This window comes from Pseudomonas sp. CCI1.1 (genome assembly GCF_034348165.1).
In the GTDB taxonomy this organism is placed as follows: Bacteria; Pseudomonadota; Gammaproteobacteria; order Pseudomonadales; family Pseudomonadaceae; genus Aquipseudomonas; species Aquipseudomonas paracarnis.
Map to the genome: position 1 here is coordinate 1,195,635 of NZ_CP133780.1, position 24,543 is coordinate 1,220,177.

A 24,543-nucleotide genomic window follows, 5' to 3' on the forward strand; every position below is an offset into this window, starting at 1 on the left:
GAGAAAATTTTCCTTGGCTCAGGTGATGGGTGAGTTATGCAACCAGCGCATGCTCGACCTCGACTCGCGGACATGCCATCTGCTTGCTGGCGCGTTTCTGCGCCAGCAAGAAATCAGGAGGTCGCGCTTCCGTCGTCATTGAAAAAGTCATCACGGGAGATGCGTCCGAAATCGCTGAGGTCTTGGTCTTACTGGTCTTCAGCGACCGTCTCGAAGATCGTCGATCATTGCAGCCTTCGTGCTGTACTTGGCTCCGAGATGTACCAGCCTCTCGATGTTCGCGGCAGTGAAGAACTGGTGGCCGGCAGCGATGACTCTCTGTGCTTTGATAATCCCGTGCAGGACTTCACCCACCCATTTCGCAGGCTGCGATCTTCAGGCGTTGGGGTTCGACAAGGCCCGGTCTCATCGTACGGGGCGTCCTGATTATGATCCGGCTAATCTGCTCAAGATCTGTCAGTACGGCTACGTGCAGCGCAACCGTCACGTTCATTGAAAAGTATGGATGTGATGACCGGCGCCTCAGCACCTGCTAACCATCGAGTTGGCAGCCGCTTCGAGTCTCAAGGCTTTCTCATGATCCAACGCCTAGCCTAGGATCCGACTACGCACAGCGGATCGGCATCTATAGCAGCCGAGACCATGGTGGTTCCATATGCCGGTTGCGAGCGGTCAACCAGAGCACCACACCCGACATGGGTGCGGTGCTCAGTTCCTGATAGCAGTGGATCAGCCGGCAGTCGATTCCAGAGGTTTCTCCATCAGCGTGCAGACCTGACCCGGCCGGTGCCAGAGAAAACCCATAATGGCGGCGGCGCCCACCAGCCCCGGCAGCGCGAACGCCAGAAAGCTCGCCTGCAACGGCAGTTGCGCGGCGTGCAAAGCTCCGCCCAGCAACGGGCCGATGATGGCGCCAATACGGCCAATTCCCATCGCCCAGCCCAGACCAGTGGAGCGGATATGCGCGGGGTAAAATTGCACGGCGCAGGCATTGGCGAGGATCTGCGTACCGATAGTGCAGGCCCCGGCCACGCCGATCAGCAGGTAGAGCACCGGCAGCGGTGACTTCAGCGCCAATAGACTCAGCGACAGCGCACCGGTGGCGAAGAACGCCAGGAGTACCCGACCCAGGCCTATGCGATCTCCCAGCCAGCCGCCGCCGATTGCCCCGAAGATGGCGCCGAAGTTCAGCACCAGCAGGAACGCCAGGCTGGAGTTGAGGCCGTAGCCGGCAGCGTTCATAAGCTTCGGCAGCCAGGAACTCAGGGCGTAGACCATCAGCAGGCAGCAGAAGAAGGCCACCCAGAGCATCAGCGTTTTCAGTGCGCGACCATCCTGGAACAACTGGGAGATGGCCACCTTGCCCGCCTGCCCCTTTGCCAGATTGAGCCGGTCGTGCATTTTGGGCACGTAGTCGGGCTCTGCCCTGGCCAGCAGCTCTTTGGCGCGTTCGACCTCCCCCTGGCGCAGCAGGAAGTTCAACGACTCCGGCAGCTGGCGCACCAGCAACGGCAGCACCAGCAGCGGTACAACCGCCACGAAGAACACCGATTGCCAGCCCCAGCTGGGCATCAACGCCATGCCCAGACCCGCAGAGAGCATGCCCCCCACCGAGTAACCGCTGAACATGATCGCCACCAGGGTGCTGCGGATTTTCTTCGGCGCGTACTCGTTCATCAGCGCCACCACATTGGGCATCACCCCACCGATACCAAGCCCGGCGAAAAAGCGGCAAATGGCAAACTCCTCGGGAGTGCGCGCGAATCCGTTGATCACGGTAAAACCGCTGAACAGGACCACACAGGTCATGATGGTCTTGCGGCGCCCGATCCGGTCCGACAGTGGGCCGAAGAACAGTGCACCGAGCATCATGCCCACCAATGCGCAGCTGCCTAGCAGACCGGCCTGCAGCGCAGAGAGGTTCCAGGCTTGCATCAGCGACGGCAGCACCACGCCGTAGATAACCAGATCATAGCCATCGAAGATAATGATCAGCGCGCACCAGAACAGCACGCGCCCGTGAAAGGTATTGAAGCGGGCCCCGTCAAGCAGGGCGGAAACGTCGATATCACGCATGGCATAGCTCTTCTTGTCATTGTTATAGAGCCGGAACCGGCATCGAGGCCGATTCCGGTAGAACGACGCGCAACTAGGCGCAGTGGCTCAGGGCTGTCCAACCTAGTCGAGCGCGGGCATCTCGCACGTCAGCGTCGAGGTCGTGGTTCCACAACCAGTCGAAGCGGCTAGCCAAGGTAGCTCCCAGCGCCTGTTTGTCATCACCCACTGCCGGGTCACGCAGTTCGTAAAGTTCACCGGCTTCCCAGGAGGTACGCTGCACGCGGCAGGCACGCGGGCGGCGCAAGGCGTCGTAGGCAGCCAGCAACTCATCGAGGTTGCCGCGACTCACCTGAACATCTCCCAGCAGGCGGGCGAGGAAGTAGGCGTCCTCGAGCCCCTGCCCTGCCCCGGCGCCCTGGTGCGGCAGCATCGCGTGGGCGGCATCGCCGATCAGCGCCACACGGCCGTGGACATAACCAGGTAGCTCGGCGAGGTCGTGCAGAGCCCAGTAGGTTGGCGAGGGAATGCACTCCAGCAGGATTCGCGCAGCATCGCCCCAGCCGACGAAGGCGTCGAGCATCTCACGCTGGCTGGCCTGACGAACCCAGGGCGAATTCTCGGGCCAGGTGGGCGCGGGCTGACTGCGGTCAGATACGAAGGCCACCACGTTGATGATGCGCCCCCGCTTAACCGGAAAGGTAAGGATGTGGCCATCCAGGCCCAGGTACATCTGCGGCACGTCCACCAAGTGCTCGTCAACGCCAGCGGCACGGTAGGCCTCGCGCAGGTGCAGGCTATCGATCATGCCACGGTAGGCGCAGGTACCACTGAAGCGCGGCACGGCGGGCGGGGCCCCGATACCCTCGAGGACATGGCCACGAATAGCCGATTTGATGCCATCGGCGGCGATCAGCAAGTCACCGCGATATTCACTACCGTCGGTAAAGCGCACACAGGCCTCATCGCCGTGCTGCTCCACGCCCACGGCGCGCTTATTGAATCGGGCAATGCCCTCCGGCAGTCGGCTGGCGAGCACGTCGAGGAAATCCGCCCGGTGCACCGAAGACTGCCCCACGCCAGGAGCCACGCTCGCGCCAATGTAACCGGCGTCGACGCTGCGGCGCCATTCGAACCACACGTCCTGCCAGGGCTCGGGGGTGCGATCGGCAACCTGGGCGTAAGGCTCTGCAATGCCGAGACCGGCAATGGCTCGCACCGCGTTAGCACCGAAGGAAACGCCCGCTCCCACCTCACCGAAGGCCGGTGCGGATTCGAAGAGCTGGACGTCGAGATGGGAATGGCGGCACAGATCCAGTGCCAGGGCGACGCCGGAAATACCGCCGCCGATGATGCCGATACGCAGGGCAGGCTTGGTGATCATGTTTGTACCCATGATGTTGTTGTTGGAGTGAAGTCATCATGGGCGCACGAGAAATATTGATAAATACCGCAGCCTGCATACAAACTATTTCAAACCTGAATATTCCTACCAACCTATGAGGCAGACCATGGACCTGCGCGACCTGGATCTGAACCTGCTAGTGGTGTTCAACCAGTTGCTGATCGACCGCCGCGTCTCCACCGCCGCGGAAAGCCTGGGTCTGACCCAGCCCACCGTGAGCAACGCCCTCAGGCGCCTGCGTACAGCCCTGCAGGACGACCTGTTCGTGCGTACCTATCAGGGTATGGAGCCTACCCCCTACGCCCAGCAACTTGCTGAGCCAGTGTCGCTGGCCATCCATACCCTGCGCGAGGCGCTGAGTCGCCAAGACAGTTTCGACCCGCTAACCAGCGAACGCACCTTCACCATCGCGATGACCGATATCGGTGAAATCTACTTCACCCCGCGCCTGATGGATGCCCTCTCCCGCCTGGCACCAGGCTGCCGCATCAGTACCGTGCGCAACACCTCCGTATCCCTGATCGAGGCGCTGCAGAGCGGCACCGTCGACCTCGCCGTAGGCCTGCTGCCACACCTGCAGGCAGGCTTCTTCACTCGCCGTCTGTTCCATCATCGTTACGTATGCATGTGTCGCAAGGACCACCCCGTCACCAGCGAGCCGCTCACGCTGGAGCGCTTCTGCGCTCACGGTCATGTGCGGGTCATCGCCGCCACCACCGGCCACGGCGAAGTGGACGCACACATGGCGCGTCTGGGGATAGAGCGGGACATCCGTCTCGAAGTGCCGCACTTCGTCGCTGTGGGCCATATTCTCCAGCGCACCGATCTGCTGGCCACGGTACCCGAGCGCTTTGCCGAGTGCTGCGTCCAGCCCTTCGGTTTGGTGGCCCTGCCCCACCCCGTGCAGCTACCGGAAATCGATATCAACCTGTTCTGGCACGCCAAGTATCACCGAGACTCCGCCAACCGCTGGCTCAGGCAACTGATGTTCGAGCTATTTGCGGACTGACGGCGCCCGAAGTGCCTGACAGCCCATTGCCTGCCATGAGGGATCGGGCTGACTGCCGAGTCCTGCGACGGACTCAATACACGCAGCTCTCGCCCTGGCGCAGATACACCAGGGTATGGATCTCGCCGTGTGAATCCTCATAGACCATGGTCGCCTCGCCCACCTCACAGCCCTGAGGCATCTCGATCGAAATGACCCTGGCGACATCCATGGCCTGGCCATAATGGTATGGCTGCGCATCGTCGGCGACTGCCCACTGAGCGACAAGTGTCACGCCGATCATCCAGTATCTTGCTTTCATGCTGCACCTCGTAATGACTCGATGAGCATCAGCTTAAGGAGTGGTTCCGGCAAGAAACAGCGAACTCCAGGCAAGGTAGTTTTGCCTTTAGCGTAATAATCGAAGAGCGCTAAGCGACAGGGCATCAACCCTGGCCACACCGGTTTGCTCCCAGGGTCACGCCCAATAGGTGGGGTTTTCCACCAGGGTTCGATTACCGCGGAATACCAGGGGTAATTGCTCCTTGAGGAACTCCACCCAGGTTCTCACCTTGGCATCGAGAAAGCGCCGCGACGGGTACAGCGCATAGATACCCCGCTCGTGCAGGCGATGTTCGGCCAGCAGGCGTACCAGTCGGCCCTGTGCGAAGGCCTTGGCCGCTATCAGGTCCGGCAGTACGCAAATACCCATACCCTCTCCTGCCGCCTGGGCCATCGCCTCGGCGACGTTGACCTGAAATGTTTCTCCCAGACGGATCGCCCGCTCGACGCCGTTGTCGGTAAAGGTCCAGCTGTCGCCAAAAACCGGGTCGAGCAGGCGCAGGCAGCGATGCTGGCTCAGCTCGTCGAGAGTCATCGGAATACCGTGCTGCCCCAGGTAGCTCGGCGCCGCACAGACCACGCTGTAGGTAGTGCCGAGCAGTTGAGCGACCAGTTCGGAGTCGGGCAACTCCCGGGCCAGAGTAATGACCACATCCTGCCCCTCCTCGAGCAGGTCAGGGTGGCGCTGGGAGAGCGTCAGCTCAAGGTTCACTTCCGGGTAGAGCTCGCTATAGCGGGCGGCCAAGGGTGCAAGTAGATGGGTGCCCAAACCGGTGATCGCGTGCACCCGCAGGCGCCCCCTGGGCATCAGGTAGGCACCACCGGCCTCGGCGCCAGCGTCTTCCAGCTCGCTGAGAATATGCCGACAGCGCTCCAGGTAACGGCTGCCTACCTCGGTCAGCCCCAGCCGGCGGGTGGTACGTTGCAGTAGGCGTGCCTGCAGATGACTTTCGAGTTCGGACACCTGCCGCGACACCTGCGCGGTGGACAAGCCCAGCGTCTGTGCAGCAGCCGTGAAGGTGCCCGCGTCCACCACGCGAGTAAACACCCGCATTGCCTGAAAAACATCCATCTGACTGTTACCTATTTAGTAAGTGTTCTTTGCATAAGACGGCTATTTTTGCATGAAAGCATGGGAAATATACTGCCGCCTTCGCGGGCCGGCCCGGACTTTCCAGCGTGCGCCCGTCCCCCGACGCTTTGCTTAACCGAGGTATTCATGACTCCCGATCAACGATTTGCCCGCTGGGTTCAAATCGCTATCTCGGCCCTAGCCTGTTGCTTCATCTACTTCCTAACCGCCGACCTGAGCATGCCGTTGACACCACAGGCGCAGTTGACCCGACCGGTACTGAAGGTCGCGCCGCGGGTCGCAGGCCAGGTCAGTGAGCTGGCGGTGAGCAATAACCAGTACGTACAACCTGGCCAGTTACTGTTTCGCCTCGATCCGCAGCCATTCGAGCTGGAGGTGCAGCGGGCCGAGTTGGCGCTCGAACAGGCACACCAGGACAACACTGAACTCGATGCCCTGCTGGCCGCCGCCCGTGCCGAGGTCAGCGCGGCCCAAGCCAAGTCGAACGAGTCGGGCGCTCAGGCCCTACGCCTGTCGCGCCTGCTCGAACGCCAGCATGTCTCGCGCCAGGCCTACGATGCGGCCGAAGCGCAGCATCTGATGGCCCAGGCCCAACTGCGTACGGCGCAGGCCAGAGTCCGTGAACTGCAGGCCCGTCGCGGCGGCGCCGACGGTGCCAATCTACGGCTACGCCAAGCCCGCAATGCACTGCTCCGGGCGCACCTGCAGCGGGACTACAGCGAGGTTCGCGCCGAACGTGGCGGCGTGCTCAGCAACCTGCAGCTCACCCCCGGCACCTTCGTCGCGGCAGGAACGCCGGTGGCCGCTCTGGTCGAGGACCGCCTGGACATCATCGCCGACTTCCGCGAGAAGTCCCTGCGCTACATCGGCGTCGACACCCCAGCCGTGGTCGTATTCGACGCCCGTCCAGGCGAGCTGTTCAGCGCCCGGGTCAGTCATTTCGACGCCGGAGTCCGGGAAGGCCAGATCGATGCCAACGGCGAGCTGGCAACGCCCGCGCAATCCGAGCGCTGGGTTCGCGACGCGCAACGACAACGCGTGCACCTGGCACTCGATGAAGAGCTGCCGTTCCTGCTGCCCACCGGGGCTAAGGCCACGGTTCAGCTGAAGCCCTTCGACAACCCGCTGGTGAACCTCGCCGCTACGCTGCAGATCCGCCTGATCAGTTGGTTGCACTATGTCTACTGAACCCTCCGCGGCGGCACACACACTTGCCGAAAGGGCCACAGCGCCCCGTTTGTCACTGGGCAAGAACGACCTGCGCCAGTGTCTGCGCATCGCCACTGGCGGCAGTCTGGCCTTTGTCCTGTGCAAGCTGTTCGACCTGCAGTACGGTGCCTTCTTCTGCGTCTATCCGATGCTACTGCTCGGCCTGGTGCCGCGCCTGACTGCCCACCTGATGCGCCAGTTCTTCACCCAGGGACTGGTCGTCAGCCTGGAGGTCGCGTTGCTCTACGGTCTGTTCGGCGGCCGACCGCTGCTGATGATTCCGCTGGTGTTCTTGCTGTTTCTCTACCGTTTCGCGCTGATGGCCAGCGGCCCGAACTTCCTGTTCGGCGCCCTCGGCGCAGTATTTCTGTCGATCCAGCTGAACTTCGCCAGCTACCCGCACACCGACGTCATCGCCATGCTTGGGAGCAATGGCCTGGCCATCGTGCTGGCCGCAGCGATCGCCGTGCTGATGTTCTACCTGTTTCCCGACTGCGAGCCGCGCCCCGCACGCACGCCGCCGCCCAAAGACCGCGCCAGTCGGCGCCACGAGGCACTGCTCGGGGCAACGGTGGCGACGCTGTCGTTCAGCGTATTCCAGTGCCTGGATCTGCAGGACTCGCTGTCGGCTCAGGTCGCCAGCATCCTGCTGTTGTTTCCCATGCACTGGAACGGCTCACGCTTCGCCGGCCGTACCCGTGCGCATGGCACCCTGCTCGGCTGCGTGATTGCCCTGCTGATCATGCTGCTGCTCTATGATCACCACGACCTACTGCCGCTGGTCGCCCTGCTGCTATGGATCGCCGCCATGGTCTGCGCGCGCTGGCACATGCTGGAAAAGGGGGTGCCCGGCGTCGGCTTCGGCGCTTTGACCACCCTGGCCATCCTGTTCGGCCAGTCGCTTACGCCCAGCCACGACATCATATTTGCGACCCTCTACCGGCTGAGTTCGGTGTGTGTCTCGGTGCTGTTGACCCTGTTCGTCGTGTTCATGGTGCACCGCTTGCTCAACCGCTTTGTCACTACTCGCCACAGCAGCCATTGAAGCCAACAGCTGCGGCCACGGCGATTGTCAGATCAGCGCGCGTTTTTCCTGCTCGTACACAAAGCCGGCGACCGCGCACCGCTACAATTTGTTATCACGCGTGCAACACTTTCGCGGCAAGACGCGCTTGGCCGTGGATCCGAGCGTTTTACGATCATCTGGGAGAAATGATGCGAACGCGCGTGAACCGGCGAATCCACTTGCTCCGCCGGCCCCGAAACATCAGAAGGGATAAGGCTGATCAGATGGCTCAACAGTGACCCACTTGATTTCTGTGAACTCGTCAATCACAGCGCTTCCATCGAAACGGCCGTATCCACTCTGCTTCATACCACCATAGGGGGCCTGCGCTTCGTTTTGTACGGTGGCGCCGTTGATGTGGACACAACCTGCATCCAACCGACTTGCCAGCTCAAGCGCTTTGGAGACATTGGCGCTGAAAATTGCAGATGAGAGGCCATAAGCCGTGTCATTGGCCACTTCCAACGCCTCCTCTGCCCCGTCGACACGAACGATCGTGGTAATAGGACCAAAGGTTTCCTCGTCGTAGATTTCCATGTCCTTGGTCACGCGGTCGACTAGCGTGGGCTGCATCAAGGCACTGTCGGCGATACCGCCCGCGGCGATGACAGCCCCTTTGCCGAGCGCATCTTCGATCAGATGGTTGATCCGCTTTACCGAGCCCTGGGCGATGACCGGTCCGACTACGCAGGTCGGAGATGCGGTGGGGTCGCCAAGCTCCAGTTTGCCGATTCGCTCGGAAAACTTACTCACGAATTCGTCGGCAACACGCTGATCGACCACGAAACGCTCGGTCGACATGCAGATTTGCCCTTGATACAGGAACGAGCCGAATACTGCGGCATTCACTGCGCCGTCGATATCGGCATCCTCCAGCACTACGAAAGGAGCCTTGCCACCCAACTCCAACAAACAGCGCTTGAGATGGGACGCACAGGTTTCGGCGATCATGCGGCCGACCTTGGTGGAGCCCGTGAAGTTGACCCGGCGCACGGTATCGTGGGCCACCAACGCTTCGGTGACAGCCGATGCGTCTTCGGGCGCGGTAATCAGGAAATTGAGCACACCCGCCGGCAGGCCTGCCTCAATGAAGGCATCGGCCACAAGGGCATGAGTGCGAGGACTGTTTTCCGAGCCTTTGAAGATCACGGTATTGCCGCACGCCAGCGGATACGCGATAGCGCGAGCCCCCAGGATCACCGGCCCATTCCACGGCACAATGCTCAGCACGGTGCCCACCGGCTGGCGAAGCGTCAACGAGAAAGCGCCAAGCTTATCGGTTGGAATCGTCTCACCCTTGATTTGAGTAGTGAGCGCTGCAGCCTCGCGCAGCAGATTCGCCGATGCACCTACGTTGAACTGCGCCCAGAGCTGCGATGCGCCAATTTCCTCAGCCATGATCCGGCAGAATTCCGACATCTTGGCCTCGAGGACATCCGCTGCTGCGAGCAGGAGACGACGCCGCTCGGTCGGTCCGGTCTTGGACCATTTGCGGAATGCTCGCTCGGATGAGGCCGCGAGCCGTTTTGCGTCTTCCAGGGTGCAGGCAGCCGCAGTGCTGACCAGTTTGGCGGACACAGGGTCAAGCCGTTGGATCGTCTTGCCTCCGGTAGCGTCCAGCTTGATATTGTCGATTACCAGTTGTGCACTCATTTCTAGACCTTTTAGACAGTAGGAAAATTGTGTGACGCGACCGCATTCAGTCGGCAGCTCCGGGCATACGCAGAATGGGACTGCGCTGCGCAGCTGCGTCAGTGATTGCGCGACTACGCGTAGCCGGATCTGCTACCCGGCTATTGAAGATGGGCGTTGTGCCCACCCTGCGAGCCAACTCCAGGCGAGAAGGCATCACGTCCACGGCAATGGCGGAGTCATGCGGCCAGGGCCGCTTTCCAGCCTAAACGGCTGTAGGCCAAGTTCAGGTCTTGCTGCAGATCGTGATTCCACAGCCAGTCGAATCGGCTGACGAAGACTGCGTCACAACGATGGGGTCGCAAGGTGCCCACTTCAGCGATAGCCCGCTAACCCAGCAGCTCGACCATGTCCTGGGTCAAGGTGCGCTGCTCATTCAGGCGCCGAACGATGCGCTCGACCGTCTCCAGCCGCACCGCGGCGCCGGCACGCATCTCTGCCATGGCGCCCAGGGCCGCGGCGGACTTCTCCAGGCCGGTGCTGGTGGACTGGCCGATGTGTTCGACTCCCGTCCGCGCCTCCTGCGCCGACTTCTGCAGGCTGCCGGCGATCTGCTGGATCTCGCCGCTGGACTCGTTGGCGCGCTGGGCCAGGTGACGCACTTCGTCGGCGACTACGGCGAAGCCGCGGCCATGCTCACCGGCGCGGGCCGCCTCGATGGCCGCGTTGAGCGCCAGCAGGTTGGTCTGCTTGGCGATGTCCTGGATGCTGCCGACGATGGCGCCGATGCGCATCGACTGTTGCGACAGTTCGTCGAATACCTGATCGATGGTGCCCATGTAGCCGGCCAGCTCGCGGATCGCCGCCTCGCAGGCCTGGATGCTGGCGGCGCTGAACTGCACCTTTTCTCCGCCCGCGCGCGCCAGTTCAGTGGCGAAGAGCATGTCCTGCTCGGTGCGCAGGATGCTCTCGAGCAACTTCGCCAGGGGTGCGCGTAGCGGCAGGCCAGGGTCGGAAGGCGGCTCGGGAGCAGGCGCCGCCAGCAGCACCGGCGGTTCAGGCTCAGGCGCCGGTGGCGGCGCTGGCGCTGGCGCTGGTGGCGGCAACTCGACCAGGATCGGCGGCAACCTGTGGTAGAGCAGGCCGGCCAGGGCGACGCCGGCCAGCGCCAGGGCCGCCAGTGGGCCGTGCAGGCCGCTGTCCAACAGCAGCAGGCCGGCTGCGGCCAGCGCCGCCGTCGCTTGCAGCAACGCCGCCAGCGGCTTCTGCCAGTTTCGGGCAGGGGCGTCGGTCTTCTCGTTCATCGTCAGTCTCCCCGGCGTCACAGGCCAATATGTTCCTGGAGGATCTGCGGCTGGCACTTCAGCTCGACGCTGGGCCCGTCGAACACCACCCGTCCCTTGACCATGATCATGCTGCGGTCGGTCAGGTCGAGCAGCACGTTGACGTTCTTGTCCACCACCAGAGTGGCGATACCGCTGGCCTTGATCAGGCGGATCACGTCCCAGATCTCCTTGCGGATCAAGGGCGCCAGGCCCTCGGTGGCCTCGTCGAGGATCATCAGTTCGGGGTTGGTCAGCAACGCGCGGCCGATGGCGACCATCTGCTGCTCGCCGCCGGAAAGGTTGCCGCTCAGGTGGGAGAAGCGCTCGGCCAGGCGCGGGAAGGTCGCCAGCACCCGCTCCAGGTTCCAGTCGCGGCGCCCGTCCAGGCCCGGGCGGGCGGCCATGATCAGGCTCTCGCGCACGCTCAGGTTGGGGAACATGCCGCGGCCCTCTGGCACATAGCCGATACCGCGGCGGATGATCTGGTGGGTGGCGCGGCCGCTGCAGCGCTCGCCGCGGATCAGCACCTCGCCGCGGCGCGCCGGCGTCAGGCCGAGCAACGAGCGAATGGTGGTGCTCTTGCCCATGCCGTTGCGGCCCATCAGCGCCAGGGTCTCGCCCGGCTGGATCTGCAGGTCGACGCCATGCAGCACATGACTGTTGCCGTAATAGGTGTGCAGGCCGGTGGCCTGCACCAGGGCTTGTGCGCTCATCAGAATTGCTCCTCGCCGTCGCCCAGATAGGCCTGCTGTACCGCCGGATCGTTGCGCACCTGGTCCAGCGGGCCACTGGCCAGCAGCTCGCCGTTGACCATCACGGTGAGACGGTGGGCGATGCTGAACACCGCATCCATGTCGTGCTCGACCAGGACCATGGCGTACTGCTGCGACAGTCTGGCGAGCAGTTCGACCACCCGCGCCGATTCGTCCTTGCCCATGCCGGCCATGGGTTCGTCGAGCAGCAGGAAGCTCGGCTCGGTGGCCAGTACCATGCCGATCTCCAGTTGGCGTTGCTCGCCATAACTCAGGGCATCGGCCAGGGTGTCGCGGTGGGCGGCCAGGCCGCAAAGCTCCAGCGCCCGTTCGGCGCGCTCGCGTACCTCGACATAGGCCTCGCAGCGGCGGAAGAAACGAAAGGAGTTCTTCAGCCGCGACTGCGCCGCCAGCCAGCAGTTTTCCAGGCAGGTGAAGCTGGGAAAGATGTTGGTGCGCTGGAAGCTGCGGCCGATGCCCAGGTGCGACACCCGGTTGGGCGCCAAGCCGGTGATGTCGCGGCCGTGAAAGAGGATCTGCCCGGCGCTGGGCTGAAGATGGCCGGACAGCAGATTGACCATGGTGCTCTTGCCGGCGCCGTTGGGGCCGATGATCGCGTGTACCTCGCAGGGCGCCACGCTCAGGGAAATGTCGTTGACCGCACGCAGGCCGCCGAAGGCCTTGCTCAGTCCGCGGGTTTCTAGAACATGGGCGGTCATACGCCGGCCTCCTTCTTCATCGCGTCGGGGGTGGATACCGTACTTGCGTCGCAGGCCGTGGCTGTGCGCCGGTCGCAGAGCTGCAGCAGCAACCCGGCGAGACCGCGCGGCAGCAACAGAACCATGGCGATGACCACCAGCCCCATGGGCAGCTCCCAGTGCGGGGTCAGGCCGGCGAACAGATGGTGCAGGCCCTCGAAGGCGAAGGCGCCGAAGATGGCGCCGAACAGGCTGCCCATGCCACCGAGGATGACCATCACCAGGGCGTGGGCCGAGAGCTGCCAGCCGACCTGGTCGGGGCTGACGAAACCGTATTGGGTGGCCGAGAGCATGCCGGCGTAGCCGGCGATGGTGCCGGCAATGACGAAGGCCGCCAGCTTGTAGAACAGCGGGTTGTAGCCCATGGAACGGACCCGTTCCTCGTTGTGCTTGATGCCCAGCAGCACCCGGCCGAACGGCGCGCGCAGGAAGGTGCGCAGCAGCAGATAGACCAGCACCAGGGAGCCGAGCACCAGGTAGAACAGGCTGCGCGGGTTCTCCAGGTCGAGCAGATGCACCCCGGCGATGGCCACCTCGGGCTTGAGGAACAGGTAGATGCCGTCCGAGCCGCCGGCGAAGGCCGAGTCGTGGAACAGGTAATAGAGCATCTGCGAGAAGGCGATGGTCGCCATGATGAAGAAGATGCCCGAGGTGCGGATGATCAGCAGGCCCATCAGCAGCGCAGCTGCGGCGCTGACGCCCAGGCACAGCAGCAGCGCCAGCCAGAAGTTCACCGCCTCGAACTCCGGGGCGAACAACACCAGGCTGTAGCCGGCGATGCCGAAGAAGGCCGCCTGGGCCAGGCTGACCATGCCGGTCACGCCCACCAACAGGTCGAGGCTGAGAGCGACCAGGGCGAGAATCATGATGTGGGTCAGTTGCTGCAGGTGGAAGGATACTGTCGATCCCAAGCCATAAGCAATTGCTGTTGCTGTTGCTGTTGCTGTTGCTGACAGGACATGGACATGCCATAGCGATCCTACGTGTAGAAGGTCGGGCAAGCGACCAAGCCTTTCACTTCATCACGCGGCACTGCTGCTCGCCCTACGAAATCAATGCGGGTACTACACGTTCCGTAATAAGGGACTGTGGCACCATGCCATAAAGGAAGTTGCTTCGCCTCACCGACTGACGGATAGCGGTTGGTCAGGTCAACTTTCATGGCACGGAAGACGGGGTCACCAGCTACGCAGTTCTTACGACCTTATGTGCCTCTGCTTGAAGATTTCTGCCAGTGGCTATTACGACTGGAGGGATCGTGATCCAAGCCCCGAATGCTCGCCTGATTGCGACCGAGCGAATTCAATGATGGTAAGTACGCCAACGGCCTGCTTTGCCAACTGCCCTACCCGACCGATGACACGCGTTTGATCATTGCAGCGGCACAGGAGGGAATCAAAAGGCTGTAACGAGAGGGTTTCAGCTATGCCAAAGCCCAAGTGTTGCTGCTAGACCTGTGTAAGCGTGATGAGTACACACAGGATCTATTCGCACAGGAACAGCCAGCTCGAACAGAAAAGCTAATGAGCACATTGGATGCAATCAACGGTCGCTGGGGCGCCTTAAATCATCGCACCAAACCATCTTAGAGAGAGTTCACCGTCGCCCCTAACATGGCATAGGTGATGGATATCACCTTTATCCATACCAGCAGGACTGGCTGTGAAGGCAGCATTACTTCGCCTAATCTAGCGCGGCGGGATTAAAAAGGCGCAGAGCCTAGGTGTAGGACTCCGCGCAACGCTCAATCGTTAGAAATGTTAGGCACCTAGCTCGAACAGGGGGCGCTGTCGACGCGGATACAGGCCTCCAGACTCTGGTTGCGCGGCAACAGCCGTGAGAAGTAGACGGTGACGTAGAAATAGCCCGCGTCAATCTTTGTCTGCGCCACAACCGATGTAGCATGCCCGGGTTTTATAGACCGGGCCAAGATTAATGATGCTCGCCAAGTGGGGCCTGAGCGAGAATCACGTGCCTATTCGCCGGGCTCTTAGATACCACCCAGGCAGAGGTACTTGATCTCCAGGTAATCCTCAATGCCGTACTTGGATCCTTCGCGACCCAGGCCGGATGCCTTGATACCACCGAAAGGCGCAACTTCATTGGAGATCAGCCCAGTATTGACGCCGACCATACCGTATTCTAGGGCTTCGGCCACACGGAACACGCGCCCCATATCGCGGGCATAGAAGTACGAGGCCAGGCCGAACTCGGTGTCATTGGACATCGCGATCACGTCGGCCTCGTCCTTAAAACGGAACAGCGGCGCCAGCGGACCGAAGGTTTCTTCCTTGGCTACGGCGGCGTTATTCGGTACGTCAATGAGGATGCTCGGCTCGAAGAAAGTGCCACCGAGGGCGTGCGGCTTACCACCAGCGAGTAGCTTGGCACCCTTGCTAATGGCGTCGGCAATGTGCTCCTGGACCTTGGCCACCGCCTTGGCATCGATCAGAGGGCCGGTGGTGATACCTTCGTCCAAACCGTTACCAATCTGCAACTTAGCTACCGCGATTTTCAGCTTCTCGGCGAAGGCATCGTATACGCCGTCTTGGATATACAGGCGGTTGGCGCACACGCAGGTCTGGCCATTGTTGCGGTATTTGGAGATCAGTGCGCCTTCCACTGCCTTATCAAGGTCGGCATCATCGAATACGATGAACGGCGCGTTTCCGCCCAGTTCTAGCGACACCTTTTTAATGTCCTTGGCACATTCGGCCATTAGCTGGCGACCAATTTCGGTGGAGCCAGTAAAGCTCAACTTGCGCACGATCGGGTTGCTAGTCAGTTCGCTGCCGACTTCGCCAGCACTGCCAGTGATTACACTGAACACGCCTTTGGGGATCCCGGCACGCTCGGCCAGCACTGCCAACGCCAGCGCCGAATAAGGCGTTTGCGACGCTGGCTTGAGCACCATGGTACAACCGGCGGCCAGGGCCGGGCCGGCTTTACGGGTGATCATGGCTGCCGGGAAGTTCCAGGGTGTAATCGCTGCCGTTACGCCGATGGGCTGTTTGATCACGATCAGGCGTTTGTCCGGTTGGTGGCCGGGAATTACGTCGCCATACACGCGCTTGGCTTCTTCGGCGAACCACTCAAGGAAGGACGCCGCGAAAGCAATTTCGCCCTTGGCTTCGGCAAGTGGCTTACCTTGCTCCATGGTCATGAGACGACCCAGGTCGTCCTGGTTTTCAATCATCAGTTCAAACCAGCGGCGCAGTTTGTTGGCGCGGTCTTTAGCTGTCAGTGCACGCCAGGCTGGCAGGGCATGATCTGCTGCTTCGATGGCTCGACGGGTTTCCGCTGCCCCCATCTTCGGCACACTACCCATAACTTCGTTGGTGGCCGGATTGGTGACCTGAATGGTCTGGCCGCTGTCCGCGTCCAACCAGGTTCCGTCGATATAAGCCTGTTGGCGGAACAATTGGGTATCTTTGAGTTGCATGGCGTGCTCCTTCGCAGACTGCATTCAGTGCTGCTCAGCTATTTTCCAAGCTATGAATTTAAGCCGAGGAGAGCCACATAAAAGCAATTCTCTCCTCCCCCGGATTGATCTAACCAACCCACTGAGTGGTGTCGTCCAGCGCCCTGGCAAAGCGCTCTACAATCATTCCGACTTCCTGTTCGTTGACGATTAACGGCGGGCAGAAGGCCACGGCATCACCCATGGCGCGAGTAATCATGCCGTGTTCCTGGGCTCTGCCGGCCATGTAGCGTCCGAGGGTGCCTAGCGCCTGATACGGCGCCTTGCTCACGCGATCGCCAACTAGTTCTACCGCAGCGATCAGTCCACAACCGCGAATTTCGCCCACCAAGGGATGATCGATGAAATGCTGTAGGCCGCTGCGCAACAACTGGCCCATTTGCGCCGCATGCTCGACCAGGCTCTCCTCTTCAATAATCTTCAGGTTCTCCAAGGCCACGGCAGTAGCTACCGGATGACCGCTGCCGGTGAACCCATGCCCAAGCGCGCCAAGCGCTTGGCTCTGATCAGCGATGCCCTCAAATACTGGGGCATTGATCAGAATCGCCGCTATCGGCTGATAAGAAGATGACAGTTGCTTGGATAACACCATGATGTCCGGCTGGATACCAAAGGTCTGGCTGCCAAACATCTGCCCGGTACGCCCAAATCCACAGATTACCTCATCGGCGATAACCAGGATGTCGTACTTACGGCAAACTTTCTGGATCTTCTCCCAGTAGGTACGAGGCGGCACTATGACACCGCCAGCGCCCATCAATGGCTCGCCAATGAACGCTGCGATAGTCTCCGGGCCTTCGGCGAGAATCTTCTGCTCGAGCTCGACGGCAAGGCGGTCAGCGAAATGCTCTTCACTTTCACCGGCAAGGGCGAAACGATAATGGTGCGGGCAGCCGACATGCAGGAAGCCTGGAAGCGGCAGGTCGAAACCGCGCTGGTTGCCTGGAAGGCCAGTCAAGCTTGCGCTGGCGACGGTGATGCCGTGGTAGCCGTTGACCCGACTGATGAACTTCTTCTTGGCTGGTTTGCCTAGAGCGTTATTGAGGTACCAGACCATCTTCACTACAGTATCGTTAGCCTCGGAACCGGAGTTGGTGAAGAACACCTTACTCATAGGCACCGGCGCCATCTCGATCAGCTTTTCGGCTAACTCGATACTCGGGCGATGCGATTTGTGACTGAACAGGTGATAAAACGGCAGGGTGTTGAATTGCTGCTCAGCTGCCTTGATCAGACGTTGATTGCTAAAGCCAAGCGCGGCGCTCCACAACCCAGCCATCGCCTCGATATAACCCTTGCCCTGATCGTCATAAACATAGATACCCTCCCCGCGCTCGATGATCAGCGGGCCAAGCTCCTGATGAAGGCGAGCATTGGTGTAGGGGTGCAGTTGATACTGAATGTCTTTTTCTGGCAGCGAGGATACTGACTGGTTCATGGGGCGCTCTCAATATGACTAACAAGCATGGTTTCTGGGAGTAGCCTTATAAGTAGGCATCCGGCTTTTGATCACAATCACACACTTCAATTCGGTAACGAGTTCAGTAACGATGACTTGGCTCGGGGACGTTAAGTGCACTAGCCGATAGCCTATTAGACTGAGCCGGTGCGGGGCTTGTCGTCTTGCGCACAGTCTTGTTCGTTCCAGTGCACTGCCGAATTCGCCCCGCACTGCCTCATGCGGGATGTTGGTTTTTTACAAACCTGGGTAGCCCCTGCAGCTGTGCATCAATCTGCTTGATGATGTAGGCGCCTATGGGAATTGCAGAGGTAGCCGCCGGCGATGGTGCATTGCAGACGTTGACGCTACGGCGGGTATTGCGGAACAGGAAGTCCTCGATCAACTTGCCGTCCGCTGAAACCGCTTGGGCGCGGACGCCGGCCGGGTAAGGCTTGAGATCCTGCAGCGTTAAGCTGGGGCAGTACTTGCGTACTTGCTGTAGATAACCACGCTTGAACAGCGAGTTTTTCATCTCGATCAGGCCGGGCCGCAGATTGTCCTTGAGCACTTTAAGAATGCCCGGATTGGTGAGCATTGCGAACGTGTCGGACAAAGATATGTCACGCTTGCGATAGCCCTCACGCTTGAGTGCCAGCACAGCATTGGGACCGACTGTCACACTGCCGTCGATCATTCGCGTCAGGTGCACGCCGAGGAACGGCATGGAGGGATCGGGAATCGGGTAGATCAGGTGATTGACGATCCGGTTGTGCTGCTCAGGCAGCAAATAGTATTCGCCACGGAACGGGCAAATGCTAAAGCCAGGATCTAAGCCCAGTAGACATACAATGCGGTCGGCCATCAGACCCGAGCAGGTCACCAAAAAGCGTGCAATGACTTCTTCATGCTGGGTTTTAACCCGCATCTCCGTGGCGCGCTCTTCCAGGCCGATGACTTCGCTGTCGTAGCGAATCTCGCCACCGTGCCTCTGGAACTCGCGAGCCATGGCAGCGGTGACCTCGGCATAGTTAACGATACCACTGGAGGGCACGAAGATCCCGCCGATTCCGGTGATGTTCGGTTCGCGTTCCTTCAGTTGCTCCGCAGACAGCCACTCGCGCTCCAGACCATTGGCTGCAGTGCGCTCCCAAAGCGCGCGCATGCGCTGCATTTCCACCTCATTGGTGGCGACCAGCAACTTACCGCACTCATCGTAGATAATGCCGTGCTCGTTACAGAACGATTTGGTAGCACGGTTGCCTTCCAGGCAGAACTTCGCCTTCAAGCTACCCGGCGTGTAGTAGACGCCGGCGTGGATGACCCCGCTATTGTGCCCCGTCTGATGCTTAGCTGGCCCGGACTCTTTCTCGAGCAACAAGATTTTCGACTCTGGGTAGGCCTTGATTAATTGCATGGCAGTCGACATGCCGATAATGCCGCCCCCGATGATCACAAAATCGTACACCGCTATCACCTCTACTCGATCTGTTTTGCCCCGTGGACAAACGACAAGGGCTAAACCGCGCAGCCCCTGTTCAATTAATGGCAATTATTGGCCTTGCTGATGGCCGAGTTTGGGGTAACTGAAGTAACCGCGCTGGCGCATCAGTTCACGGCGCAGCCCAGGGTGAGGGGTGAAACGATCGCGGCCATGCAGCCAATACAGGTTATTAATCAGCAGGAAGCAGCCAACTGGCACCGGCACGGAAAGCTTCTGTTTACTGCCCTCCAGGGAGATAGACAGGTCGGTCAGCCAGTTGCCCTCGTCGAAGTCTTTGGGCTGAACAAATTGATCGATATAGCGAATAGTCGGCCGCCCTTCGGCGTCGACATCAAAGATCGAATGGAACACGTCCGTATCGACCCTTTTACTCGGCGGCGCGGTCCAGCGCATGACGCGCCGTGCTAGCGGATGATGGAAGAAAGCATGGCGATCCTCCCAGTCGTCCAGATGCAGGATCAGCGAGTTGCCACCTTCGATATTCTGCTCATCGATCTTCATCATCAGCACGTAGTCGGTGATCTGATCGACGAAAGTACCATCGTTGTGCAACTCCATTACCCGGTGAGGTTGGCGCAGGTAGCTGTCCGAATTATCGACGTTCTCGACCACGAAGCGTGCGTAGAACTGGCCGCTCATCGCATCAAAGTTCGACCGCCCCAGCAGGTGGGCCACAGCAGTCGAGAATTTGACCATATCATCAGCTTGTGCCACATCATTCAGGGCCTCCTGCTTGATTAACAGCCCTCCGGTGGCACGATCCATTAGGGCGTTGAGTAGCACCGGGCGCAGGCTGTTACCGCAGAGATCGTCAAGAATTTTGGCGAAGCGAAATCGCAAGAAGGACTTGTATTCCAGCGCCTGCACCGGCCACTCGGCCACTGCTACACAGAAAGCCTCTATCGTCGCCTTAGTGAAGGTCAGCTCGAACAAACGGGGCGACTGAGCGGAGGGTGAAAGAGAAAACCCCTTAACGGCGGTCGGTAGCGGCATCACAAGATCTTTGAGCTGGGTAAAGGCATTCATGGCAGAGTCCTGACGAAAAAATTGTCTGTACGCCGCCCCGAGATTTACCAGAACAGCCGGACTAAAAATATAGCTATTTTATAAAAATGTCTACGCTTTTATAAAATAGCGACACTCGGCAACTGCATCTCCACTTAGTAAATATTTCTGCAGTTGCGTATGATGGATAAAACCCGTTGAGGAGCATGGTTTATGGATACGCTCGCCCCCCGCCAAAACTCAGCAGTCAGCGGCTATGAGTGGCTCAAGCGGGACATAATTCAGGGCATGTTCAAGCCCGGAGAAAAACTGCGAATGACTGCGCTTAAGGAGCGCTACGACCTAGGCGTAGGCCCTCTGCGTGAAGCGCTATCGCATCTGATTGCGGAAAATCTGGTAGTAGCTATCAGTCAGCGTGGCTACCGCGTCGCTCCTATGTCGCTGAGCGAAATGCAGGACATCTATGACGCACGGGCCAATCTCGAAGCGCTGGTACTTAAGCTCGCCATCGAACGCGGCGATGACGCCTGGGAGGCCCAGGTGTTGGCCTATTCGCATACATTGGCCAAGGTAATGGAGGTCAAGACCCAGGAGCAGATGCTGGAAATATGGGATGCCCGACACAAGGCCTTCCATACAGCTATAGCCTCCGGCTGTGGGTCTAGACACCTGCTGCAGGCGCGCGCCTATCTGTTCGATCAGGCCGAGCGCTATCGCCAGCTGTGGCTGCGGCGCACGGTGCTATCCGAGGAGGCCTTGTCCCTGAAACGTCAAGAGCACAGCGAACTGGTAGAAGCTATCCTTGCCCGTGACGCAACGCGAGCAAGCGCCATGATGCAGGCTCATCTGATGACACCAGTACCGATCATCGAAGGGATCATGCGCAACAGCAACCTGAGAGCATCCCAGTCCGCCCCTGAAATCATGGGATAGTTACCGTGTCTCGCCCTTAGAGGGGGTGCCTGCGGAATTTCAGCATGTTTTTTGCAGGACAGACCTGAAGCAATTACTACCCAACACCATAGCTTTGCACCTAGCATGGTTCCGTCTTACGCTTGTGAAGCCTGCGCCGCTCTCAGCCCGCTCGCGTGAACCTAAAACAATAAGCTTGGCTTGATCAGCAACACCAGCTACGCATGAGTTTGCCAATGCAGACGACAAAGGCTTACCCAAGTTAGCGCCCGTATGGAATATCAGACGCCGATATATAACTGGTACTCCCGCAACGGTGAAAAGGCGTGGAGCCTTTATGGGGAGCTACGCCGAGTGACTTCTAATCCCCCAGAGCACATTGACAATAAAGTAACCGGCTACGGCTTTAACGAAACGGCTCGGGCTTCACTGGCAGTACAACTAAAGTGCTGGCGAAAATGCCGGGAAAATTGTGCCTGATCACTGAACCCCCAACGATATGCCAGCTCACCGATTGATAGGTGGCAGTGGGGATCACGTAGGCGTTGATATACAGCCTCCAATCGTTTCAGGCGAATCCATTCACCGAGACTGTAGGGCGTACTGAAAAATAATTTATGCAAATAGCGAACCGATAAGCCGCAGGCCTGAGCAATATGCTGCGGGTTTAGTTCAGCTGAACACAAGTTTCGGTCGATGTAGTGCTCGATACGCTGCAAATGCAGGGCAGCTAGACTCGAACTCTCACTATTAAGGACGCGCTCATCTTGGCGCAGAGCCATTAACAACGTCGAAAGCACCTGTTCCAGCAGCATATGACGGGCATCCGCATCGCATTCGTCGAAGCGCGCGGCACACATCGCCAGTTGATCAACAAAAATTCGTCCCAATCCACGCCGAGCCTCGAAACAGAAACGGGTGTAGCGCTCGGCTCCACGTATCTGTCCATGTAGCGCGCGCTCAGGCAGCTTGAATACCCAAAGGTCGTTGTCGCAGGAGTAGTGAAAACGATAAGGCGCATCGCCTCGCTCGAAGATGAACCCACCTGGCTTACAATGGAGCTCACGACCGTCTTGCTCGAAGTGTACTTCGGTAAGGCGCGGCACTGTTACAAGGTAACAGGGTTCAGTATCTTCGCTAACCTGGCTCTCGCTGCGCGAATAGCCTAGCTGACTGGAGCGCAGGCGCGATAACGCCAACGGCGTACTGCCCGTTTTCCAAATTTTCAGGCTGCCTTGGAAAATGGCGCTGGAATTGAACTCCAACGACAATGGAAAATATGTATTGCCGATGGCTTCGGCCCAACGCGATTGCCTTTCTCCCTCAGGCCAATACCGCGTAGACAATTGATCTGTCATGAAAGGTCCTCAATTTGTAGTTATTATGAGGGCGGCACCAACGGTGAATGCCGTCGGTGCCGTTGTTACACAATCCTTTGTTAAAAATCCCTGACGGTCAATGACCGGGAGTCAGTTCATATGTGGCCGAGGGATCCAGACTGACCCGCCAGCCCGGTGGAACAACGATGTTTGTGGTCGCTTCCTCAATCACACAGGGACCTTGAATAATCTGCCCTACTTCTATGCGGTCGCCGTTGTACACAGGCGTGTCCTGCCAATCGTCTTGCGCATTGAACAGCATCGGACGATGACCAGCCGGAATCGCGGCCGTTGCCTTGAGCGGGGTTGCAAGTTCAGGCATTGGTGGACGCTGTAACCGCGCGATCACCGAGCACTCTAGATTAACTAGTTCGACCGGGCTGTTAGGCTCACTGAAGGAAAACAGCGCCTTGTGCCGCTGGTGGAAGGATTCGCGCAGGGCCGCCAGGCTGCTACGGTCGAGCCGGTCGCAGCTCAGTTCGACGCTGCACTCGTGGATCTGTCCGAGGTAACGAATCTCCAGGCTGTACTGGCATTCAATACGATTGTCACCACCGAAACCATCGTCTCGCAGGTTCGTCATACCACGCTCGCGTAACTGCTGCAGGGCCTGGTTTAGTTGCTCCAAATCGACGAACTCGTCATCCAAACGCATCGGCAAAGTAGTCAGCTGATCATAGCGGATGTCAGAGAGAATCTGGCCGAAGGCGCACAGCCCCGAAGCCACCTTGGGAATCAGCACAACCTTGCTGCCGATTTCCTCAGCTAGTCGCATCACGTGCATGCCCGCTGCACCACCGGCACCGATCAGGGCGAAGTCACGGGGATCATAACCACGCTCAATGGACACGCGGCGGATACCACTAACCATGCTCAGGTTAACCAGGGTAATGATACCGACGGCCGCGCGCTCGACACTGATACCCAGCGGTTCGGCAATTTTACTGCGGATCGCATCGATCGCGGCTTGTCGATTTAGACGGATGCTGCCACCGAGCAGTGCACCATCAGCCAGATAACCGAGCGCCAGGTTAGCATCGGTTACAGTCGGCTCGACCCCACCCTTTCCATAACACACAGGCCCGGGGTTAGCCCCGGCACTGCGTGGACCGACCTGGAGCATGCCGAAGTCGTCAAGGTGGGCGATCGAGCCACCGCCGGCGCCAAGGGATTCCACCTGAATCATTGGCACGCCGATACGGTAACGGAGGAAGTCGCTGTCTTTGCTGAAGTTGGTGCGACCGCCTTTGCTAAGAGTGATGTCGAACGAGGTACCACCCATATCGACGGTGATTACGTTGTCGATACCGAATGGCTGGGCCACGCACAAGCCGGCTTGCGGGGCAGATGCCGGACCGGAGTTGATCGCGTTGACCGCCCGCTCACGCATTACCACGCCAGGAGCCAGACCTCCGTTGGACTGGAAATAGCGGGTAGGCTGCTGCGCGCCCAGCTCCTCGAACAGCGCGTCGATGCGTTCGATATAACGACCCATCACTGGGCTAAGGTAGGCGTTGACCACGGTTGTCGAGGTGCGTGTGTATTCGCGAATCTGCGGGAACACCTCGTGGCCGCTGCAGACAAATACGTCAGGTAAAGCCGCACGCACCATAGCCATAGCGCGCTGCTCGTGACTAGGGTTGCGCACCGACCAGACGAAGGAGATCGCCACCGCCTGCACCTGTTGTTCGCGGAAGTAGTCGATGGCGGCATGAATCGCCGCCTCGTCTAGCGGGCTGAACTCGCTGCCGTCACTGATAATACGCCCGCCGATTGGACGGCGCAGGTGGCGCGGCACTAACATATGCGCCGGTGGATAAGTGGCGTCATAGCGATGGCCATCTTCTTTGTGGCCAAGGCGAATTTCCAGGCTGTCTTCATGGCCATCGGTACACAGCAGGCCCACCTTGACCCCGGTCTTTTCGATCAGTGCGTTGAGCGCCACAGTCGTCCCGTTGATGCACAGATCGCAGTCGGCAATGATCTCGGCTGGTGTACGGCCGAGGGCATCGGCGATTTGCGCCAGACCGTTGCGTATGGCCAGGGTGCCGTCATGTGGGGTGGACGGCGCCTTGAACAACTGCACGTTGCCCTGATGGTCGGCGAGGATGAAATCAGTGAAGGTGCCGCCGGCATCGATGCCCAGGCGATATTGTTGTTTGCTCATTTTCGAATTCTCTGCATTGCTCAAAGGGGCTG

18 protein-coding genes and 2 pseudogenes are annotated in these 24,543 nt (G+C 59.8%); 4 read left to right on the forward strand and 16 right to left on the reverse strand.

The window, feature by feature from the left end:
* Positions 1 to 729 precede the first annotated feature (729 nt).
* Both RHM69_RS05160 and salA read right to left on the reverse strand, forming a co-directional pair.
* Positions 730 to 2,076, reverse strand: coding sequence for an MFS transporter (locus tag RHM69_RS05160; protein ID WP_023629719.1), 1,347 nt, complete (start codon positions 2,074 to 2,076; stop codon positions 730 to 732).
* A 73-nt stretch (positions 2,077 to 2,149) separates the two neighbouring features.
* Positions 2,150 to 3,439, reverse strand: coding sequence for a salicylate 1-monooxygenase (gene salA, locus RHM69_RS05165; protein WP_024075419.1), 1,290 nt, complete (start codon positions 3,437 to 3,439; stop codon positions 2,150 to 2,152).
* Between the two features lie 127 nt (positions 3,440 to 3,566).
* On the opposite strand from salA, the gene RHM69_RS05170 reads away from it, so the two are divergent.
* Positions 3,567 to 4,469: a LysR family transcriptional regulator gene (locus tag RHM69_RS05170; protein ID WP_023629248.1), complete on the forward strand. Its 903-nt coding sequence runs from the start codon at positions 3,567 to 3,569 to the stop codon at positions 4,467 to 4,469.
* A 73-nt stretch (positions 4,470 to 4,542) separates the two neighbouring features.
* Here RHM69_RS05170 and RHM69_RS05175 read toward each other — a convergent pair whose 3' ends face one another.
* Both RHM69_RS05175 and RHM69_RS05180 read right to left on the reverse strand, forming a co-directional pair.
* Positions 4,543 to 4,770 carry a DUF2790 domain-containing protein gene (locus RHM69_RS05175; protein ID WP_023629249.1) on the reverse strand — a complete coding sequence of 76 codons (228 nt, stop codon included), beginning with the start codon at positions 4,768 to 4,770 and terminating at the stop codon, positions 4,543 to 4,545.
* A 156-nt stretch (positions 4,771 to 4,926) separates the two neighbouring features.
* Complete coding sequence (locus RHM69_RS05180) at positions 4,927 to 5,862, reverse strand: LysR family transcriptional regulator (protein WP_023629250.1); 936 nt, start codon at positions 5,860 to 5,862, stop codon at positions 4,927 to 4,929.
* Between the two features lie 147 nt (positions 5,863 to 6,009).
* Here RHM69_RS05180 and RHM69_RS05185 point away from each other — a divergent pair, with 147 nt between their 5' ends.
* Together RHM69_RS05185 and RHM69_RS05190 are read left to right on the forward strand one after the other, a co-directional pair.
* Entirely contained in the window at positions 6,010 to 7,071 is a 1,062-nt protein-coding gene (locus tag RHM69_RS05185; protein WP_023663266.1) for an HlyD family secretion protein, read from the forward strand.
* Entirely contained in the window at positions 7,061 to 8,137 is a 1,077-nt protein-coding gene (locus tag RHM69_RS05190) for a DUF2955 domain-containing protein (protein WP_078451698.1), read from the forward strand. Before RHM69_RS05185 ends, RHM69_RS05190 begins: the two co-directional genes overlap by 11 nt.
* 222 nt (positions 8,138 to 8,359) lie before the next feature.
* Here RHM69_RS05190 and RHM69_RS05195 read toward each other — a convergent pair whose 3' ends face one another.
* The 10 genes and pseudogenes from RHM69_RS05195 to glaH all read right to left on the reverse strand — a co-directional run bounded on the left by RHM69_RS05195 (position 8,360) and on the right by glaH (position 20,074).
* On the reverse strand, positions 8,360 to 9,811 hold the full coding sequence (locus RHM69_RS05195) for an aldehyde dehydrogenase (RefSeq protein ID WP_023630205.1): 1,452 nt from the start codon (positions 9,809 to 9,811) through the stop codon (positions 8,360 to 8,362).
* A gap of 368 nt (positions 9,812 to 10,179) precedes the next feature.
* Positions 10,180 to 10,572 (reverse strand): annotated as a pseudogene (locus tag RHM69_RS31050) (methyl-accepting chemotaxis protein); the annotation flags it as partial.
* A 539-nt stretch (positions 10,573 to 11,111) separates the two neighbouring features.
* A complete protein-coding gene (locus tag RHM69_RS05205; protein WP_024075421.1) occupies positions 11,112 to 11,828 on the reverse strand; it encodes an ABC transporter ATP-binding protein in 717 nt (238 codons plus the stop codon).
* Entirely contained in the window at positions 11,828 to 12,586 is a 759-nt protein-coding gene (locus RHM69_RS05210; RefSeq protein ID WP_023048108.1) for an ABC transporter ATP-binding protein, read from the reverse strand. Before RHM69_RS05210 ends, RHM69_RS05205 begins: the two co-directional genes overlap by 1 nt.
* Complete coding sequence (locus RHM69_RS05215; protein ID WP_024075422.1) at positions 12,583 to 13,536, reverse strand: branched-chain amino acid ABC transporter permease; 954 nt, start codon at positions 13,534 to 13,536, stop codon at positions 12,583 to 12,585. Before RHM69_RS05215 ends, RHM69_RS05210 begins: the two co-directional genes overlap by 4 nt.
* Positions 13,518 to 13,829: pseudogene (locus RHM69_RS05220) on the reverse strand (endonuclease); the annotation flags it as partial. The pseudogene RHM69_RS05220 and the gene RHM69_RS05215, both read right to left, overlap by 19 nt.
* A gap of 786 nt (positions 13,830 to 14,615) precedes the next feature.
* Entirely contained in the window at positions 14,616 to 16,067 is a 1,452-nt protein-coding gene (gene gabD / locus RHM69_RS05225; RefSeq protein WP_024075423.1) for an NADP-dependent succinate-semialdehyde dehydrogenase, read from the reverse strand.
* A gap of 109 nt (positions 16,068 to 16,176) precedes the next feature.
* Positions 16,177 to 17,544: an aspartate aminotransferase family protein gene (locus tag RHM69_RS05230; RefSeq protein WP_023048105.1), complete on the reverse strand. Its 1,368-nt coding sequence runs from the start codon at positions 17,542 to 17,544 to the stop codon at positions 16,177 to 16,179.
* Between the two features lie 238 nt (positions 17,545 to 17,782).
* On the reverse strand, positions 17,783 to 19,012 hold the full coding sequence (gene lhgO, locus RHM69_RS05235) for an L-2-hydroxyglutarate oxidase (RefSeq protein ID WP_023048104.1): 1,230 nt from the start codon (positions 19,010 to 19,012) through the stop codon (positions 17,783 to 17,785).
* Positions 19,013 to 19,096: 84 nt separating this feature from the next.
* Positions 19,097 to 20,074 carry a glutarate dioxygenase GlaH gene (glaH, locus tag RHM69_RS05240; RefSeq protein WP_023628647.1) on the reverse strand — a complete coding sequence of 326 codons (978 nt, stop codon included), beginning with the start codon at positions 20,072 to 20,074 and terminating at the stop codon, positions 19,097 to 19,099.
* A gap of 192 nt (positions 20,075 to 20,266) precedes the next feature.
* On the opposite strand from glaH, the gene csiR reads away from it, so the two are divergent.
* Entirely contained in the window at positions 20,267 to 20,986 is a 720-nt protein-coding gene (gene csiR, locus RHM69_RS05245; RefSeq protein ID WP_023048102.1) for a DNA-binding transcriptional regulator CsiR, read from the forward strand.
* Between the two features lie 377 nt (positions 20,987 to 21,363).
* Here csiR and RHM69_RS05250 read toward each other — a convergent pair whose 3' ends face one another.
* Together RHM69_RS05250 and RHM69_RS05255 are read right to left on the reverse strand one after the other, a co-directional pair.
* Complete coding sequence (locus RHM69_RS05250; RefSeq protein ID WP_033902870.1) at positions 21,364 to 22,323, reverse strand: helix-turn-helix domain-containing protein; 960 nt, start codon at positions 22,321 to 22,323, stop codon at positions 21,364 to 21,366.
* Positions 22,324 to 22,420: 97 nt separating this feature from the next.
* Positions 22,421 to 24,511, reverse strand: a complete 2,091-nt coding sequence (locus RHM69_RS05255) for a hydantoinase/oxoprolinase family protein (RefSeq protein ID WP_033902869.1) — start codon at positions 24,509 to 24,511, stop codon at positions 22,421 to 22,423.
* Positions 24,512 to 24,543: the final 32 nt, after the last annotated feature.

Coding starts and splice junctions, on each gene's coding strand:
- RHM69_RS05160 (WP_023629719.1), bottom strand. CDS start 2,076: ATGCGTGATATCGACGTTTCCGCCCTGCTTGACGGGGCCCGCTTCAAT.
- salA (WP_024075419.1), bottom strand. CDS start 3,439: ATGATCACCAAGCCTGCCCTGCGTATCGGCATCATCGGCGGCGGTATT.
- RHM69_RS05170 (WP_023629248.1), top strand. CDS start 3,567: ATGGACCTGCGCGACCTGGATCTGAACCTGCTAGTGGTGTTCAACCAG.
- RHM69_RS05175 (WP_023629249.1), bottom strand. CDS start 4,770: ATGAAAGCAAGATACTGGATGATCGGCGTGACACTTGTCGCTCAGTGG.
- RHM69_RS05180 (WP_023629250.1), bottom strand. CDS start 5,862: ATGGATGTTTTTCAGGCAATGCGGGTGTTTACTCGCGTGGTGGACGCG.
- RHM69_RS05185 (WP_023663266.1), top strand. CDS start 6,010: ATGACTCCCGATCAACGATTTGCCCGCTGGGTTCAAATCGCTATCTCG.
- RHM69_RS05190 (WP_078451698.1), top strand. CDS start 7,061: ATGTCTACTGAACCCTCCGCGGCGGCACACACACTTGCCGAAAGGGCC.
- RHM69_RS05195 (WP_023630205.1), bottom strand. CDS start 9,811: ATGAGTGCACAACTGGTAATCGACAATATCAAGCTGGACGCTACCGGA.
- RHM69_RS05205 (WP_024075421.1), bottom strand. CDS start 11,828: ATGAGCGCACAAGCCCTGGTGCAGGCCACCGGCCTGCACACCTATTAC.
- RHM69_RS05210 (WP_023048108.1), bottom strand. CDS start 12,586: ATGACCGCCCATGTTCTAGAAACCCGCGGACTGAGCAAGGCCTTCGGC.
- gabD (WP_024075423.1), bottom strand. CDS start 16,067: ATGCAACTCAAAGATACCCAATTGTTCCGCCAACAGGCTTATATCGAC.
- RHM69_RS05230 (WP_023048105.1), bottom strand. CDS start 17,544: ATGAACCAGTCAGTATCCTCGCTGCCAGAAAAAGACATTCAGTATCAA.
- glaH (WP_023628647.1), bottom strand. CDS start 20,074: ATGAATGCCTTTACCCAGCTCAAAGATCTTGTGATGCCGCTACCGACC.
- csiR (WP_023048102.1), top strand. CDS start 20,267: ATGGATACGCTCGCCCCCCGCCAAAACTCAGCAGTCAGCGGCTATGAG.
- RHM69_RS05250 (WP_033902870.1), bottom strand. CDS start 22,323: ATGACAGATCAATTGTCTACGCGGTATTGGCCTGAGGGAGAAAGGCAA.
- RHM69_RS05255 (WP_033902869.1), bottom strand. CDS start 24,511: ATGAGCAAACAACAATATCGCCTGGGCATCGATGCCGGCGGCACCTTC.